Genomic DNA, 16,121 nt, shown 5'->3' with positions numbered 1-16,121 from the left:
GCCTTGTTCCGGCGCGTGGTCTACGGCCGTGTGCCGGCCTCACACGTGGCGGGCGTGCTGGGGCTGGCCGCGGTGGCGTTTGTCGCTGCCGCGCTGGGCTGGAGCCTGCTGGCGCTGTGCGCCGGCATCGTCGTGGTGCTGCTGGCGGTGGCCGCCTGGGATGGCTGCGCGCAGCGGCTCGCGCACTGAGGCTGCCGTTCGCGCCGCCGCGCGGCGGCTCGTCGCATCGTGATGGGCGGGCCAGGCTCGCGTTTTCACAATGGCTCCATTCCCCACCCACGGAGCCCGCCATGAGAACCGAAGACGACGACATCCAACGCATCGCCCGCCGCCGCGTCGCCCGCAAGACGGGCTTCTACATCCACCTGCTGGTCTACGTCCTGGTCAATGCCGGCCTCTACGCCGTCAACCTCTGGACCGCCAGCATCGACGGCCACGGCATCCGCTGGCACCAGTTCCCGCTGCTGGGCTGGGGCCTGGGGCTGGCGATCCACGGCCTGGTGACCTGGCTCTCGCTGACCGACCTGCGCGAGACGATGGTGGACCGGGAAGTCGAGCGGCTGCGGCGGAGATAATCGCGCAAACACACTGACACATTCAGCACCCGATGTCCCACGCGCCCGACGACAGCGTCAAACCCAGCAACTTCCTTCGCCACATCATCGAAGGCGACCTGGAGGCCGGCACCAACGCCGGTCGCAACTTCGCCGGCACGCCCGGCGACGCCGCCCACCACCAGGCGGGCCAGCCCGACCCGGCGCGCGTGCGGCTGCGCTTCCCGCCCGAGCCGAACGGCTACCTGCACGTCGGACACGCCAAGAGCATCTGCCTGAACTTCGGCCTGGCGCGCGACTACGGCGGCGTCTGCCACCTGCGCTTCGACGACACCAACCCGGAGAAGGAAGAGCAGGAGTACGTGGACGCCATCGAGGAGATGGTCCACTGGCTGGGCTGGAGCTGGGACGCCAACGGCACCTCCCACCTGTTCTTCGCCAGCAACTACTTCGACTTCATGTACCGGGCGGCCGAATACCTGATCAGCGCCGGCCTCGCCTACGTGGACGAGCAGACGCCCGAGGAAATGCGCGCGAACCGCGGCGACTTCGCCACGCCGGGCACCGACAGCCCCTTCCGCGCCCGCACGCCCGAGGAGAACCTCGCCCGCTTCCGCGAGATGCGCGACGGCAAGCATGCCGACGGCGCGATGGTCCTGCGCGCCAAGATCGACATGGCCTCGCCCAACATCAACCTGCGCGACCCGACGCTCTACCGCATCCGCCGCGCCACCCACCACAACACCGGCGACAAGTGGTGCATCTACCCGATGTACACCTACGCCCATCCGATCGAGGACGCGCTGGAGCGGATCACCCACAGCGTCTGCACGCTGGAGTTCGAGGACCAGCGTCCGTTCTACGACTGGCTGCTGGAATCACTCGCGGCCGGTGGCCTGCTGGCGCACCCGCTGCCCAAGCAGTACGAGTTCGGGCGGATGAACCTCAGCTACGTCGTCACCAGCAAGCGCAAGCTGCGCCAGCTGGTGGAGGAGAAGCACGTCAGCGGCTGGGACGACCCGCGCATGCCCACGCTCGTCGGCATGCGCCGCCGCGGCTACACGCCCGAGAGCATCCGCGCGATGGTGGACTCCAGCGGCGTCACCAAGAGCAACTCTTGGATCGACTACTCGGTGCTCGACGGCTACCTGCGCGCCGACCTCGAAGGCAAGGCCGCCCGCGCCTGTGCGGTGCTGGACCCGGTCAAGCTGAAGTTCACCAACTGGACCGAGCTGTTCGGCAGCGCCGACCACGTCGAGACGACCACCGCCCCGGCCCACCCGCACCTGCCCGAGCTGGGCACGCGCGAGATCCGCATGGGTTCCGAAGTCTGGATCGAGCGGGATGACTTCCTGGAAGTGCCGGTCAAGGGCTGGCAGCGCCTGTTCCCGGGCAACAAGACGCGCCTGAAGTACGGCTATGTGGTCGAGTGCACCGGCTGCGAGAAGGATGCCGAAGGCAACATCACCGCCGTGCTGGCGACCATCGTGCCCGACACCAAGAGCGGCACGCCGGGCGCCGATGCGATCAAGGTCAAGGGCGTGATCACCTGGGTCGGTGTGCAGGATGCCGTCGCGGCCGAGGTGCGTCTGTACGACCGCCTCTTCACCGAGGCGCAGCCCGATGCGGGCGGGCGGGATTTCCTGGAGGTGCTGAACCCGGGCAGCTTGAAGGTCGTCCAGGCCTGGCTGGAGCCCTCACTGGCGAACGTGGCAGCGTCTACCGCTTTCCAGTTCGAACGCCACGGTTACTTCGTGACGGATCGGGTGGACCATCGCGCGGACAAGCCGGTCTTCAACAAGATCACGGGCCTGCGCGACAGCAATTGGGCTAAATAAAACGATGCAGCTGATTCAGTCGGACGCGAGGACGACCGGATTGGCGTACTCGTGGCCGACGACGGCGCGGGCGAACAGATAGTTGGCTCGCGCCTTCTCGCTGAGCAGATCCAGGAACACGGACCCGTGTTCATCGCAGGGGAAGATCAGCGCCTTGCCGCTGTGGAACAGCGACTGGAAGCGCAGTTCGAACCTGGAAGGCTGGCGCTGCTGCTTGCTGCTGACTGGGACACCGATGGCGATGGCATTCATGGCGACTGCTCCTGCATCCGGCCTTGCTGGCCCGGTACCTTCAATTTAGGACGCGTTCGTTCCGATGATGCGTGCAAACGTCGCGGAAACTACCCACAGTTAGGGGCTTCCCCCCGTGGACACGGGGATCGCGGAATAGTGCGCGTCTAACGTCTTGTACCGACTGACCGTTGACGTGACATCCATCACGCAGCGGACGAAGCCAGGTCCGCCATGCGCCGCACCTTGACCTTGCGGCCCTTGAGCTTGCCATTGGAAAGCCGCTTCACCGCCTCGCGAGCGATGCCGCGCTCCACCGCCACATAGCTGTGGAAATCGGTCACGTTGATCTTGCCGATCTGCGCGGCGGTGAAGCCCGCCTCGCCGGTCAGCGCGCCGAGGATGTCGCCGGGGCGGATCTTGTCCTTGCGGCCGCCAAGGATCTGCAGCGTGTCCATCGCGGGCTGCAGCGGGCCGCCGGCCGCGGGCTGCAGTTCGTCCAGCTTGCCCCATGTCGTCTCACGCCCCTGCATCTGCTCGATGCGGCCGATGCGGCCCATCTCGTCCAGGCTGGCCAGCGTCAGCGCAAGCCCCTCGGCGCCGGCGCGGCCGGTGCGGCCGATGCGGTGGGTGTGCACCTCGGTGTCCGGCGTCACCTCCACGTTGATGACGCATTCGAGCTGCGCAACGTCCAGGCCGCGCGCGGCCACATCGGTGGCCACCAGCACCGAGCAGGAGCGGTTGGCGAACTGGATCAGCACCTGGTCGCGGTCGCGCTGCTCCAGGTCGCCGTGCAGCGCCATCGCAACAAAGCCTTGCGCGTTGAGCACGTCCACCAGGTCGTCGCACTGGCGCTTGGTGTTGCAGAAGGCGATCGTGCTGGCCGGGCGGTAGTGGTTCAGCAGCGTGGACACCGCATGCAGGCGCTGTTCCTCGGCCACCTCGTAGGCGAACTGGCGGATCTGCGCCGGCGCGGCGCTCGCCACCTCCACGCGCTTCGGATCGCGCAGGAACTGCTGCGCGAGCTTGTCGATGTCTTCCGGGTAGGTGGCGGAGAACAGCAGGGTCTGGCGGCTCTTCGGCGTGCGCTTGACCACCGCCACCATGTCGTCGAAGAAACCCATGTCGAGCATGCGGTCGGCTTCGTCGAGCACCAGCGTGTTCAGCGCGGAGAGATCGAGGCTGCCGCGCTCCAGATGGTCCATTACCCGGCCGGGCGTGCCCACGGCGATGTGGGCGCCGAAGGCCAGGCTCTCCATCTGCGGCTTCATCGGGCTGCCGCCGCAGAGGGTCAGCACCTTGATGTTGTCGGCCGCGCGGGCGAGGCGACGGATCTCCTGCGTGACCTGCTCGGCCAGTTCGCGCGTGGGGCACAGCACCAGCGACTGCGTGCGCGAATCGGCCGCGTCGAGACGGTGCAGCAGCGCGATGGCGAAGGCCGCCGTCTTGCCGCTGCCGGTCTGCGCCTGGGCGATCAGGTCCTGGCCGGCCAGGGCCGGCGGCAGGCTGGCGGCCTGGATGGCCGTCATCTGCTCGTAGCCGAGCTGGGCCAGGTTGGCCAGCATCGGCGCGGAGAGAGGAAGGGTCGAAAACGGACGATCTGTGGAGGCGCTCATCTAGGGATTATCCCAGGGCCTCCACAAGTAACCGTTTATGCCAGCGTATAGCTCGTCTTCACCGTCGTGAAGAACTCGGCCGCGTACCGGCCCTGCTCCCGCGAGCCGTAGGACGATCCCTTGCGGCCGCCGAAGGGCACGTGATAGTCCACGCCCGCCGTCGGCAGGTTGACCATCACCATGCCGGCCTGCACATGGCGCTTGAAGTGCGTGGCGTACTTGAGCGAGGTGGTGGCGATGCCGGCCGACAGGCCGAACGGCGTGTCGTTGGCCATCGCCAGCGCTTCGTCGTAGTCCTTCACGCGGATCACGCTGACCACCGGGCCGAAGACTTCCTCGCGGTTGATGCGCATCGCGGCGGTCGTCTCGGTCAGCAGCGTCGGGGCCATGAAGAAGCCCTTCGTTTCGTATTCGACCAGCGACCCACCGGCGAGAACGCGGCCGCCCTCTTCCTGGCCGATCGTCACATAGCTCATGTCCTGGTCCAGCTGCGCCTGCGAGACGACCGGGCCGATGTCCGTGCCCGCGGCCAGCGCGGCGCCGACCTTCAGTTTCCTCGTACGCTCGGCCAGTGCGGCGACGAAGGCGTCGTGGATGCCTTCGGTGACGATCAGGCGGCTCGACGCGGTGCAGCGCTGGCCGGTCGAGAAGAAGCCGCTGTTGGCGCAGAGCTCCACCGCCGCGTTCAGGTCGGCGTCGTCCAGCACCACCTGCGGGTTCTTGCCGCCCATTTCGAGCTGCACCTTCTTGCCGGAGGCCACCGCCGTCTGGGCGATCTGGCGGCCCACGCCGACCGAGCCGGTGAAGCTGATCGCATCCACCTGCGGGTTCGTGACGATCGCGTTGCCGACCAGGCTGCCGCGGCCCATCACCAGGTTGAACACGCCGGCCGGGATGCCCGAGCGGGAGATGATGTCGGCCAGCGCCCAGGCGCAACCCGGCACCAGGTCGGCCGGCTTCAGCACGACGCAGCAGCCGTAGGCCAGCGCCGGCGCGATCTTCCAGCTCGGGATCGCGATCGGGAAGTTCCAGGGCGTGATCATGCCGACGACGCCGATCGGCTCGCGCGTCACTTCCACGCCGATGCCAGGCCGCACCGAGGGCAGGATCTCGCCGGCCAGGCGCAGGCATTCACCGGCGAAGAACTTGAAGATGTTGCCGGCGCGCACCACCTCGCCGATCGCCTCGGGCAGCACCTTGCCTTCTTCACGGGCCAGCAGGCGGCCGAGTTCGTCGCGGCGGGCCAGGATCTCGGTGCCGATCTTGTCGAGCGCGTCGGCGCGGGCCTGGATGCCGCCGGTGCTCCACTTCGGGAAGGCGGCGCGGGCGGCCTGCACGGCGGCCTCGACCTGGGCGGCGTCAGCCTGGGCGTACTCGCCCAGCACGTCGCTGAGGTCCGAGGGGTTGATGTTCGGTGCGTAGCTGGCGCCGGGCACCCATTCGCCGTTGATGTAGTTGTCGAAGCGCTGTTGCGAGGCGGACATGGACGGGCACTCCTGCAATGTGAAAAGTGAGATTGAATACTGAAACCGCGTGAGCTTACTTCGATTCTGACGAAGAATGGCTTGCGCATCCGCTGTTATGGTTCGTGCGCACGCCGCCCTGCTCGAAGAGAAGCCATCCGTCATGACCGATCCCCGCGCCCTGCTCCGCTCGATGTTCGATGCCGCCGTCGCGGCTGCCCAGCCGGCCCTGTGCCTGCCCGCGCACCTGCCGCAGCCGCCCAAGGGGAAGACCGTCGTGATCGGCGCCGGCAAGGCATCGGCCGCGATGGCGCAGGCGATGGAGAAGCACTGGCCGGGTGCCATCGATGGCGTCGTCGTAACGCGTTATGGCTACGAAGTCCCTTGCGAGCGGATCGAGATCATCCAGGCCGCCCACCCGGTGCCCGATGCGGCCAGCGAACAGGCCTCGAAGCGCCTGTTCGACAAGGTCAGCGGCCTGACCGAAGACGACCTGGTCATCGCGCTGATCTCCGGCGGCGGCTCCTCGCTGCTGGTGGCGCCGGCGCAAGGCCTGACCCTGGCCGACAAGCAGGCCGTCAACAAGGCGCTGCTGGCCAGCGGCGCGACGATCTCCGAGATGAACTGCGTGCGCCGGCACCTGTCCGACATCAAGGGCGGGCGCCTCGCTGCCGCCTGCCATCCGGCGCGGCTGGTGACGCTGCTGATCTCGGACGTACCGGGCGATGATCCGGTCGACATCGCCTCCGGCCCGACGGTGGGCGACCCCAGCACTTGCGCCGACGCGCTCGCCATCATCGACCGCTATGGCATCGCGATCCCGGGCGCCGTGCGCGCACGGCTGGAAAGCGGCGAAGGCGAGACCGTCAAGCCCGACGACCCACGCCTGGCGCGCGCCGAGACCCGCATGATCACGGCCCCGCAGATGGCGCTGGTCGCTGCCGCGCAGGTGGCGCTGGACGCCGGCATCACGCCCTACATCCTCGGCGACAGCCTCGAAGGTGAGGCGCGCGACCTGGGCCTGGCGATGGCCGGCATCGCCCGGCAGGTGATCGTGCACGAACAGCCCTTCAAGCGCCCCTGCGTGCTGCTGTCCGGCGGCGAGACCACGGTGACGCTGAAGGGCACCGGCCGCGGCGGACGTAACGTCGAGTTCCTGCTGAGCCTGGCCGTGGCGCTGAACGGCCTCAAGGGCGTCTACGGCGCCGCCGGCGACACCGACGGCGTCGACGGCGCCGAGGAGATCGCCGGCGCGATCTGCACGCCCGACACGCTGGAACGCGCCTGGGCCAAGGGCATCAATCCGCGCGCCAGCCTCGACAACAACGACGGCCACGGCTTCTTCCAGTCGCTCGGCGACTCGATCATCACCGGCCCGACCCTGACCAACGTCAACGACTTCCGCGCCATCTACATCGAGTGACCATGGACTCCCCCAAGCATCGACTCGAGATGACCGTGCTGATGACGCCCGACATGGCGAACTTCGCCGGCAATGTCCACGGCGGCACGATCCTGAAGTTCCTCGACCAGGTGGCCTATGCCTGCGCCAGCCGCTATGCCGGTCGCTACGTGGTGACGCTGTCGGTCGACCAGGTGATGTTCCGCCAGCCGATCCACGTCGGCGAACTGGTCAGCTTCAAGGCCGCGATCAACTACACCGGCACCTCGTCGATGGAGGTCGGCATCAAGGTGCAGACCGAGAACATCCGCACCCAGGAAGTCCGCCATGCCAACAGCTGCTTCTTCACGATGGTGGCGGTGGACGACGAGCGCAAGCCGGTGCCGGTGCCCAGGCTGGTGCCGGAGGGCGCCGATGAAGAACGGCGTTATGCCGCGGCGCTGGTGAGAAAGCAGCTGCGGCAGGAGTTCGCGCAGCGGCTGGATGCGTCCCGCCGCATGGGTCAGACCGCGGACTGAACAAAGAACTCGCTGGGTGTCTGCCCGAACTGGCGCTTGAACATCGTGGCAAACGCGCTCGGGCTCGCATAGCCCAGTGCCAGCGCGACGCTGATGATCTTCTCGCCGCCGGCCAGCAGTTCCAGCCCGTGCAGCAGCCGCGACTGCTGGCGCCACTGGCCGAAGGTCATGCCGGTCTCCTTTGCAAAGCGGCGCTGCAGCGTCTTCACGTCGACCGAGAGCTCCTGCGCCCATTGCTCCAGCGTGGCCGGGTCGTCGGGCTGCTGCTGAAGCCGCTCGCAGATCCGCTGCAGCCGCGCGTCGCTGGGCTGCGGCAGGTGCAGCGGGAGCACCGGCAGGGCCTGCAGTTCGTCGAGGATCAGTGCGGCGAGGCGTCCGTCGCGCGAGTCGGGCGCATAGTCCCCGCCGAGCTTCATCGCCGCGAGGATCAACTCGCGCAGCAGGCTCGAGACGCCCACCGCCTGCGGCTCGCTCGGCAACTGCGGCGCCACATCGGGCCGCACGTAGAGGCTGCGCATCTGCAGGTCACCGACACAGCGGATGCCGTGGACAAAGCCGGTCGGCATCCAGATCGCGCGGGTCGGCGGCACCACCCACTGCCCTTCGTCCGAGGTCACCACCATCACGCCGCTGACGGCGTAGATCAGCTGACCCTTGTTGTGCGAGTGGCGGGCGACCCGATGGCCGCGCGGGTAGTCGGTGGCCTTGCCGAAGACGGGCAGCGTCGTGGCGTCGATGTCCAGCAGGCGTTCGGGAAGCGAGGGAACGGGGTAAGACATGTCCTTTTGGCGATTGTTGTCGCCCGGATGGCGCGAGACGGACATAAATACTAACCCTTATCCTCCACGCACCATGTCCGCCATCCCCGCCTCCCTCCCCACCAGCGGTGCGCCGAACCGCACCGCCTTCCGCGTCATCGGCTTCATCAGCGCCTCGCACATGATCAACGACATGATGCAGTCGCTGATCCTGGCGATGTATCCGATCCTGAAGGGCACCTTCTCGCTGAGCTTCACCCAGGTCGGCCTGATCACGCTGACCTACCAGCTCACCGCCTCGCTGCTGCAGCCGCTGATCGGCCTGTACACCGACAGGAAGCCGACGCCCTACTCGCTGCCGATCGGCATGGGCTTCACGCTGTGCGGCCTGCTGCTGCTGGCCTTTGCGCCGAACTACGGCACGGTGCTGCTGGCTGCCGCGTTTGTCGGCACCGGCTCCTCGGTCTTCCATCCGGAATCGTCGCGCGTGGCGCGGATGGCCTCGGGCGGGCGCCACGGCCTGGCGCAATCGCTGTTCCAGGTCGGCGGCAATACCGGCAGCGCTTTGGGCCCGCTGGTAGCCGCGCTGGTGATCGAGCCCTTCGGCCAGCGCAGCGTCGCGTGGTTTGCGCTGGTGGCGCTGGTGGGCATCTCGCTCTTGAGCCAGGTGAGCCGCTGGTATGCGCACCAGCACCTGGCCGCCAAGGGCAAGCCGGCCAAGCCGGCCGCCAAGGCGCCGCTGCCGCCCGGCAAGACGGCCTTCGTCGTCGGCGTGCTGCTGCTGCTGATCTTCTCGAAGTACTTCTACATCGCCGGCCTGTCGAGCTTCTACACCTTCTACGTGATGGAGAAGTTCCACGTGTCGGTGCAGAGCGCGCAGATGCACCTGTTCATCTTCCTGTTCGCCTCGGCGCTGGGCACGCTGGCGGGCGGCCCGATCGGCGACCGCATCGGCCGCAAGCCGGTCATCTGGTTCTCGATCCTCGGTGTCGCGCCGCTGGCGCTGATGCTGCCGCATGCCGACCTGTTCTGGAGCACGGCGCTGACGATCGCGATCGGCCTGATCCTGTCCTCGGCCTTCTCGGCCATCCTGGTCTACGCGCAGGAACTCATCCCGGGCAAGGTGGGCATGGTCTCGGGCCTGTTCTTCGGCTTCGCCTTCGGCATGGGCGGCCTGGGCGCCGCGGTGCTGGGCCTGGTGGCCGACCGCACCAGCATCGACTTCGTCTACGAGACGATCGCCTGGCTGCCGCTGCTGGGCATCGCGGCGGCGCTGCTGCCGACGATCAGGAAGAAAGCCGCCTGATCGTCACAGGCCCGGGGCAAGGATCCCGGGCATGCCGATGAATTCGGGCTGGTGGCGGAAGTCCCAGACCCAGCGGCGCAGCGCCGGGTATTCGTCCAGCGGGATGCCGCCCTCAGGCGCCAGCGCCGCGTAGGGGAAGCAGGCCAGGTCCGCGATCGTGGACTGCTCGGTCGAGGCGAGCCACCGATGGCCGGCAAGGTGGTCATCGAGTTGACGGAACAGTGCGTGCGCAGCCCGGCGCGCCGCGTCGACGTCGATCTGGGCAAAGCCGAAGCCGTCATGCAGACGCGCCGCCGAGGCGCTGCGGGTGATGTCCTCCGCCACGCCCAGCCATAACTGGATCTCTCCACGGACCCGCGCGCCGGCCGGATACCAGCGCTCGCCGCGGTCGTAGGCGCTGGCGAGATACACCAGGATCGCCTGGGCATCGCGCAGCAGAAGCTCACCGTCCTGCAGCACCGGGATCTGGCCCAGCGGGTTCACCTCGTCGATGAACCACGCGGCCTTGTGCTCGCGGCCCGGATGGAAGTTGATCGCGTGCTTCTCGAACGGTTGCCCCAGTGCATTCAGCAGGTAGCGCACCTTCCAGCAGTTGCCGGAGAGTTCGTAGTCGTACAGCTTGATCATGCGTTGATCGCCCCGTAGGTCATGCCGCGCTTCTTCAGCCAGCGGCGGTAGGCGCCGGACATCGCATCGCAGCGCGTGGGCGTCTCGTAGCCGGCCACCAAGGGCATCTTCTTAGGTCTCTGGTTCTCGAGGATCGGCTTGTCCTGGCCGAAGATCGTGTGCTGGAAGCCGATCAGGTCGGTATCGCTCAACTCGTCGTCGAAATAGGCGAGCAGGCAGTAGGCAATGATGTGCTCCTCGTCGACCGGCTGCACGAACAGGCCGATCGCATCCTGCGCGCCGGGCCGCGGCACCGAGGTCTTGTAGAGCATCGCCGTCAGCGGCTGCATCACGCGGTAGCGGTACTGCGCCTCCACGCCCTCGGTGGCCGCCCCGGAGGTGCGCGGCTGGTAGAAGCGGCACTCGGTGGCCCAGATCTCGTCGGCTTCCTCGTCGATGCTGACCTTGTACGGCGCCACCTCGGTATGCGGCACCTCGCCGAGGAAGTGCGAATGGACGTAGGGAAAGTGCGCCATGTCGAGGAAGTTCTCGACCATGCGCAGGCCCGAGACCTTCACGCCGATGCCGTCGCAGTCGACGATGCGGCGGCCGGGCTCGTCGAACTCGGGGAAGGCGAACAGCGGCTTGGGCTCGGCGGTCTCGCCGGGGCAGACCCACAAGTAACCGTAGCGTTCCTGGGCGCGAAGCATGCGGCCATCGGCGGCGCCTGCCTGCACCCTGCCGGCCTCGTCACGCCACAGGCGCACGCGGCTGCCGAGCAGTGTCGTCTCATGGGCGCCGCGGGCCAGGCGCGAGGCGGGGCCGACGGTCAGCCAGTCGGCCAGCATGTTCGGGTCGGTGGTGTTGAAACTCATGCGCCCTCCTCCATCGTCCCGCGCAGGCGGCGCGAGGCCTTGACCACGGCGGCCACATCGTCGGCGCGGCGCGTGAACAGGTGCAGCATGGACCAGTCGGCCCTGGCCTCGTTCAGATAGATCAGGACCGGCACATCGGCGAGCACACCCCGCCAGACGCCAGGCTCAGCCGCGACAAAGCCCTGGGCCAGCAGGCGCGGCCTCCCGGCCTCGCCCGTGACACGCACCGACAGCGAACGGCAGAACTGCTGCTCCTCGCGCTCGGCCAGCACCGGCGCCGCCGTCTCGATCGCCCGCGAGGACACCCACACCATGCCCTGCACCTCCGCAGCCCGCCAGGTCTTCACGCAGACGCCCTGGGGCACGGCCGCATCGGGCTGCGCGGGAATGCGGCTGCACGCCGCGCTGTCGGCCTCGAACTCCCAGCCGTGATAGGCGCAGGAGAGCTTGCCATCGAGGATGCGGCCCAGCGTCAGCCGCGTGCCGCGGTGCGGGCAGCGGTTCTCCCAGGCCTGGGCGACACCGTCGACCGAGCGCCATAGCGCGAGTTCCTCGCCGTGCAGGAAGCCAGCGACGATGTCGTTCGCGGCGCGAATCGCCTGCGAGGGCAGGACAGGATGCCAGCTCATCGCTCGCTCAATGCGTCGGGCCGCCGACGACGCCCTCGACGAACCAGTCCATCTTGCCGAGATCGGCGTCGGGATAGCTCGCACCCGCCGCGACGCGGACGACGCCATGCTGGTCCTTGATCGGCCCGGCGAACACCTTCAGCTTGCCGCTGACGATGTCCTTCTGCTTCGCCAGCATCAGCTCCTGCACCGCCTTCGGCACGCTCGGGCCGAAGGGCGCCATCTGGATCGTGCCTTCCTTCAGGCCGCCGAAGTAGAGCTGGCCCTTCCAGGTGCCGGCCATCACCTGCTGCGCCACCTGTGTGTAGTAGTCGCCCCAGTGGTGGGTGATGCCGGTCAGGTAGTGCTTCGGCGCGTACTTGCGCATGTCCGAATGGAAGGAGATGCTGGCCACGCCGCGCTCCTCGGCGGCGGTGACGACGGCGGGTGTGTCGGTGAAGTGCGTGACGACGTCGGCGCCGGCGTTGATCAGCGTCAGCGCGGCCTCGCGCTCGCGGGTCGGGTCGTACCAGGAGTTGACGAAGACGGTGCGGACCTGGATCTTCGGATCGACGCTGCGCGCACCCAGCGTGAAGGCGTTCAGGTCCCAGACCACGTCGGGCACCGGCAGCGCGCCGACGAAGCCGAGCACCTTGCTCTTCGTCGTCCTGGCCGCGACGATGCCGGCGAGGTAGCCGCCCTCGTGCCACTTGGCGTTATAGCCGCCGACATTGGGCGCGGTGAGGTAGCCGCTGGCGGTGGAGTAGAACTTCTCCGGGTTGTCGGCCGCGACCTTCATCGCCGGCTGCATGAAGCCGAAGGACACGGCGAAGACCAGCTTGCTGCCGTCGTTGGAGAGCTCGCGGATAACGCGCTCGGCATCGGGGCCGGCGTTGACGTTGGGCACCGCGCGCACCTGCACCTTGCCGCCCAGCTTCGCTTCCATTTCCTTGCGGCCGAGGTCGTTCTGGTAGGTCCAGCCGGTATCGCCGACCGGGCCGAGATAGACGAAGCCGATCTTCATCGGCTCGGCCGCCTGCACCGCCGTGAAACCGGCGCCGCATGCGAATGCGAGAGCCGCCGCCTTGATGATGAACCGACGCATTTGCAGCCACTCCAGAAAGCCAAAGGCGAAACGATAGCGAGACGCCCGCGCCGGCGTAAGTGGCCGGCTGAAATGCTCCGTTCCATTTCTGAAACAATCGCGACCCATGCCCATCGACCTCAAGCTCGTCGAAGCCTTCCACCTGATCGTGCGGAGCGGCAGCCTCACGCAGGCCGAGGCGCAGAGCGGCCAGTCCAAGGCGACGCTGAGCCGTGCACTGGTGAAGCTGGAGCAGCAACTGGGCGCGCAGTTGCTGAGCCGCACCACCCGCAAGCTGCAGCTGACCGAGGCCGGCCGCGCCTTCCACGCCCACTGCGAGACGCTGCTGGCCGAGGTCAGCGGCCGGCTGGAGGCGGCCCACACCGAAGTGCAGCAGTTGCACGCCGGCACCGCCGGCACGCTGCGCGTGCTGTCCGACCCGCAGTTCAGCACCACCTTCGTCTGCCACGTGACGCGGCTGTTCCTTGAGCAGCACCCGAAGCTGCATTGCCAGCTCGACGTGGCCGGTCAGCAGCACGCACCGGATGCCGCTCAAGTAGATTGTTATGTGTGCGAACAGCCGCCCGACCTGCCCAACCTGATCGCCAAGCCGCTGGGCCGGCTGGACTACGGGCTCTACGCCAGCCCGGTCTACCTGGACCGCCACGGCCTGCCCGACAGCCCGGCCGGGCTGGCGCGCCACCAGATGATCATCAGCCGCGACGCGCCCGCCGGCCTGGCCGCGACGCCGGCCATCCTCAGCAACGACTACTGGACGCTGAAGACCTTCTGCATCGACGGCTTCGGCATCGCGCTGCTGCCGGACTTCTTCGCCCGGCCCGAGGTGAAGCGCCGGATCCTCCAGCCGGTGCTGCCGGACTGGAAGCCCGAGCAGCGCCGCATCTACTGCGCCTACCAGCGGCAGCGCTACATGGGCCGCAAGCTGCGGGCCTTCGTCGACCTGATGGCGGAGTGCCTGGCGGACATCGAGTCCTTCAACATGTATGTCGGGTCTCGCTAAGAGCGGCGGCTACGGGCGCTGGAACTCGTTGGCCACCCAGGCGGCGGCGCTGGTCTCGCTCAAGCGGAAATTCGCGGCCACGCGCACCTGGGCCACTTGCTCGCCGTCCTCATTGCGTGCGCTGAGCAGCGCATAGGGGTTGTCCTCGTCGGGCACGATGTCCAGCAGGATCTGCAGGCGGCCCGCCTCGGTGTCCAGCTTGAGGCTCTTGTGCAGTTGCGCATGCAACTGCTGCTCATGCCGGCGCAGCACCTCGGAGGCGGTCTTCACCAGCGTGTGGAAGGCGGCGGCGTCGAGCGGCTTGGGGTTCTTCTTGTCGCGCCCCATGGTCCAGGGGCCGACCAGGGCGGGCTCGGACTCGCCGACCAGGGTCATGGCCACGGCCCAGCCCTCGTCGTCTTCGTTCTTGATGACCTGGGCCGTCCAGCGCTCGTCGCGCCACAGGCGGGGCTCCTGGATGATGCTGGATTCGTTGTCGGAAATATCGGTACTCATCCGGTCGAAGGTAACACGGCGACCGGAGCGAAGCGCTTGCCTCGGCGATCGGGTCGCGGTTACCCTCGTCGCCATATGTCATCAGTTCGTCATGAAGATCCGATAAGCATCGCCGAGTTCGAGCCGAAGGTGCTGTCCTGGTGGCGCGCCCTGCGCGTGCTGGCCGTGACGAACATCCTCCTGTGGCTGGCCGTGCTGAACTTCGGCCCCGTCAGCGGTGCGCATGGCGAGCTGCAGCTGGTCCTCTCGGGCGTCTATGTGCTGGTGTGCGCCTACCGCTCGGTGCTGCCGCGGGTCGACCTCGAGCGCCTGGTGGTCGTGGACACGCACCTGTCCAGCATCTTCCTGGGTCGTACCGCCGCCACGGTGGCCGAGATCTGCTTTGCGCTGCAGCTGGGGCTGCTGGTGCATCAGCTGGGCGTGCATGCCAGCCTGCCCTGGGTGCAGAAGGCGGCGTGGGCGGTGCCGGTGTTCATGATCGTGGCCCAGGGCTTCTGCTGGCACAGCGTGCTGACCCTGAACCACATCACCCAGGCCGTCGAATCCTCGCTCTGGGCGGCGGGGTTCTCGTGGATCGCGATCCTGCTGGGCGTCGTCGCGCTCAACAGCAGCGGCTGGATCCATGCCCTGGCGATCTTCGGCATCCTGGCCTCGATCTCCTTCGTCGCCTATGTGCTGCGCGTGGACGTGCCGATGTACTGGCGCCGCTACCAGCACGGCCGCGCGCACGGGCTCGCCTACATGCCGCTGCACCAGGGCGCGCGCGACGCCTGGCAGCGCCGCGTGCCCAGCGGCAGCTGGGCGGCATGGAAGGCCGATGCGCTGTGGCTGACGCCGTACTTCAGCTTCGGCGTCTGGGTCAGCATCGCGATGGTGTGCGTGCCCGGGGCCTGAGCCCCGGAACCTCACTCGCCCAGGTAGGCCGCCCTCACCTTCGGATCGTTGAGCAAGGCCTGGCCCTCGCCGGTCATCGTCACTTCGCCGCTCTCCATCACGTAGCCGCGATTGGCCAGCTGCAGCGCGCGGCTGGCGTTCTGCTCGACCAGCAGCACGGTGACGCCCTGCTGGTGGATGTCGTTCACCACCTCGAAGATCTTGTCCACCATGATGGGCGAGAGGCCCATCGAGGGCTCGTCCAGCAGCAGCACCTTGGGCTGCGCCATCAGCGCGCGGCCCATCGCCAGCATCTGCTGCTCGCCGCCGCTCATCGTGCCGGCCAGCTGGGCGCGGCGCTCCTTCAGGCGCGGGAAGATGCCGAAGATGCGATCGATGTCGGCCGCGATCTGCGCCTTGTCGTTGCGGATGTAGGCGCCCATCTGCAGGTTCTCGGTGATGGTCATGCGCGTAAAGGTGCCGCGGCCTTCCGGCACCATCACCAGGCCCTGCTTGACCAGGTCCCAGGCGCCCTGGCCCTTGATCGGCTTGCCGAGGTAGAGGATGTCGCCTTCCGCCGCCGGCTGGATGCCGGTGACCGCCTTCAGCGTGGTCGTCTTGCCGGCGCCGTTGGCGCCGATCAGGCTCACCAGCTCGCCCTGGCGCACCTCGAAGCTGACGCCCTTGACCGCCTGGATGCCGCCGTACGCGACCTTCAGGTTCTTGACTTCGAGCAGGATGTTGTTTGCGTTTGTCATGTTCAGTGCGCCTTGTGTCCTGCGCCGAGGTAGGCCTCGATCACCTTCTCGTTGCCCTGCACTTCCGAGGGCGTGCCTTGCGCGATCGGCTTGCCGTAGTCCAGCACGGTGAGCT

General features: G+C 67.8%; 17 protein-coding genes and 2 pseudogenes. 8 read left to right on the top strand and 11 right to left on the bottom strand.

Translation table 11 applies throughout. The features are described 5' to 3' along the window. The 3 genes and pseudogenes from B0W88_RS33760 to B0W88_RS21325 all read left to right on the top strand — a co-directional run. A pseudogene (locus B0W88_RS33760) lies at nucleotides 1–189 on the top strand (hypothetical protein); the annotation flags it as partial. 101 nt (nucleotides 190–290) lie between these two features. Beyond that, on the top strand, nucleotides 291–575 hold the full coding sequence (locus tag B0W88_RS21330; RefSeq protein WP_077036645.1) for a 2TM domain-containing protein: 285 nt from the start codon (nucleotides 291–293) through the stop codon (nucleotides 573–575). Between the two features lie 32 nt (nucleotides 576–607). Next, complete coding sequence (locus B0W88_RS21325; protein WP_077036644.1) at nucleotides 608–2,392, top strand: glutamine--tRNA ligase/YqeY domain fusion protein; 1,785 nt, start codon at nucleotides 608–610, stop codon at nucleotides 2,390–2,392. Between the two features lie 15 nt (nucleotides 2,393–2,407). On the opposite strand, the gene B0W88_RS21320 is transcribed toward B0W88_RS21325, so the two are convergent. The 3 genes from B0W88_RS21320 to B0W88_RS21310 form a co-directional block, all read right to left on the bottom strand. Next, complete coding sequence (locus tag B0W88_RS21320; RefSeq protein WP_077036643.1) at nucleotides 2,408–2,644, bottom strand: hypothetical protein; 237 nt, start codon at nucleotides 2,642–2,644, stop codon at nucleotides 2,408–2,410. Between the two features lie 185 nt (nucleotides 2,645–2,829). After that, complete coding sequence (dbpA, locus tag B0W88_RS21315) at nucleotides 2,830–4,239, bottom strand: ATP-dependent RNA helicase DbpA (protein ID WP_077036642.1); 1,410 nt, start codon at nucleotides 4,237–4,239, stop codon at nucleotides 2,830–2,832. Nucleotides 4,240–4,274: 35 nt separating this feature from the next. Then, nucleotides 4,275–5,723 (bottom strand): aldehyde dehydrogenase family protein, encoded by a 1,449-nt coding sequence (locus tag B0W88_RS21310; RefSeq protein ID WP_077036641.1) that lies wholly within the window; start codon nucleotides 5,721–5,723, stop codon nucleotides 4,275–4,277. A 142-nt stretch (nucleotides 5,724–5,865) separates the two neighbouring features. Here B0W88_RS21310 and B0W88_RS21305 point away from each other — a divergent pair, with 142 nt between their 5' ends. Both B0W88_RS21305 and B0W88_RS21300 read left to right on the top strand, forming a co-directional pair. Continuing rightward, entirely contained in the window at nucleotides 5,866–7,125 is a 1,260-nt protein-coding gene (locus B0W88_RS21305) for a glycerate kinase (RefSeq protein ID WP_077036647.1), read from the top strand. 2 nt (nucleotides 7,126–7,127) lie between these two features. Continuing rightward, a complete protein-coding gene (locus tag B0W88_RS21300) occupies nucleotides 7,128–7,622 on the top strand; it encodes an acyl-CoA thioesterase (RefSeq protein ID WP_077036640.1) in 495 nt (164 codons plus the stop codon). On the opposite strand, the gene B0W88_RS21295 is transcribed toward B0W88_RS21300, so the two are convergent. After that, complete coding sequence (locus B0W88_RS21295) at nucleotides 7,607–8,401, bottom strand: helix-turn-helix transcriptional regulator (protein ID WP_198937897.1); 795 nt, start codon at nucleotides 8,399–8,401, stop codon at nucleotides 7,607–7,609. The two genes, B0W88_RS21300 and B0W88_RS21295, sit on opposite strands and share 16 nt — an antisense overlap. Nucleotides 8,402–8,474: 73 nt before the next feature. Here B0W88_RS21295 and B0W88_RS21290 point away from each other — a divergent pair, with 73 nt between their 5' ends. Then, entirely contained in the window at nucleotides 8,475–9,686 is a 1,212-nt protein-coding gene (locus tag B0W88_RS21290) for an MFS transporter (protein WP_077036638.1), read from the top strand. A 3-nt stretch (nucleotides 9,687–9,689) separates the two neighbouring features. On the opposite strand, the gene B0W88_RS21285 is transcribed toward B0W88_RS21290, so the two are convergent. The 4 genes from B0W88_RS21285 to B0W88_RS21270 are packed head-to-tail and all read right to left on the bottom strand — an operon-like array spanning nucleotide 9,690 to nucleotide 12,880. Continuing rightward, nucleotides 9,690–10,313, bottom strand: coding sequence for a glutathione S-transferase family protein (locus tag B0W88_RS21285; RefSeq protein WP_077036637.1), 624 nt, complete (start codon nucleotides 10,311–10,313; stop codon nucleotides 9,690–9,692). Then, nucleotides 10,310–11,167, bottom strand: a complete 858-nt coding sequence (locus tag B0W88_RS21280) for an aromatic ring-hydroxylating dioxygenase subunit alpha (RefSeq protein WP_077036636.1) — start codon at nucleotides 11,165–11,167, stop codon at nucleotides 10,310–10,312. The genes B0W88_RS21285 and B0W88_RS21280 overlap by 4 nt, the downstream gene beginning before the upstream one ends. Continuing rightward, the gene (locus B0W88_RS21275; protein WP_077036635.1) at nucleotides 11,164–11,796 is read right to left on the bottom strand and encodes a Rieske (2Fe-2S) protein; all 633 of its coding nucleotides are present in this window, start codon (nucleotides 11,794–11,796) and stop codon (nucleotides 11,164–11,166) included. Before B0W88_RS21275 ends, B0W88_RS21280 begins: the two co-directional genes overlap by 4 nt. Before the next feature lie 7 nt (nucleotides 11,797–11,803). Continuing rightward, nucleotides 11,804–12,880 (bottom strand): BMP family ABC transporter substrate-binding protein, encoded by a 1,077-nt coding sequence (locus B0W88_RS21270; RefSeq protein ID WP_077036634.1) that lies wholly within the window; start codon nucleotides 12,878–12,880, stop codon nucleotides 11,804–11,806. A gap of 106 nt (nucleotides 12,881–12,986) precedes the next feature. On the opposite strand from B0W88_RS21270, the gene B0W88_RS21265 reads away from it, so the two are divergent. After that, entirely contained in the window at nucleotides 12,987–13,880 is an 894-nt protein-coding gene (locus B0W88_RS21265; RefSeq protein ID WP_077036633.1) for a LysR family transcriptional regulator, read from the top strand. Nucleotides 13,881–13,889: 9 nt separating this feature from the next. On the opposite strand, the gene B0W88_RS21260 is transcribed toward B0W88_RS21265, so the two are convergent. Next, nucleotides 13,890–14,375: a hypothetical protein gene (locus B0W88_RS21260; RefSeq protein WP_077036632.1), complete on the bottom strand. Its 486-nt coding sequence runs from the start codon at nucleotides 14,373–14,375 to the stop codon at nucleotides 13,890–13,892. 129 nt (nucleotides 14,376–14,504) lie between these two features. Here B0W88_RS21260 and B0W88_RS21255 point away from each other — a divergent pair, with 129 nt between their 5' ends. Then, nucleotides 14,505–15,269 carry a hypothetical protein gene (locus B0W88_RS21255; protein ID WP_077036631.1) on the top strand — a complete coding sequence of 255 codons (765 nt, stop codon included), beginning with the start codon at nucleotides 14,505–14,507 and terminating at the stop codon, nucleotides 15,267–15,269. 11 nt (nucleotides 15,270–15,280) lie between these two features. Here B0W88_RS21255 and B0W88_RS21250 read toward each other — a convergent pair whose 3' ends face one another. Together B0W88_RS21250 and B0W88_RS21245 are read right to left on the bottom strand one after the other, a co-directional pair. Then, the gene (locus B0W88_RS21250; protein ID WP_077036630.1) at nucleotides 15,281–16,006 is read right to left on the bottom strand and encodes an ABC transporter ATP-binding protein; all 726 of its coding nucleotides are present in this window, start codon (nucleotides 16,004–16,006) and stop codon (nucleotides 15,281–15,283) included. A gap of 2 nt (nucleotides 16,007–16,008) precedes the next feature. Further along, nucleotides 16,009–16,121: pseudogene (locus B0W88_RS21245) on the bottom strand (ABC transporter ATP-binding protein); the annotation flags it as partial.

This window comes from Pelomonas sp. KK5, assembly GCF_001984095.1.
Taxonomy (GTDB): Bacteria; Pseudomonadota; Gammaproteobacteria; order Burkholderiales; family Burkholderiaceae_C; genus KK5.
This window is presented reverse-complemented; position numbering and strand designations above follow the sequence as displayed.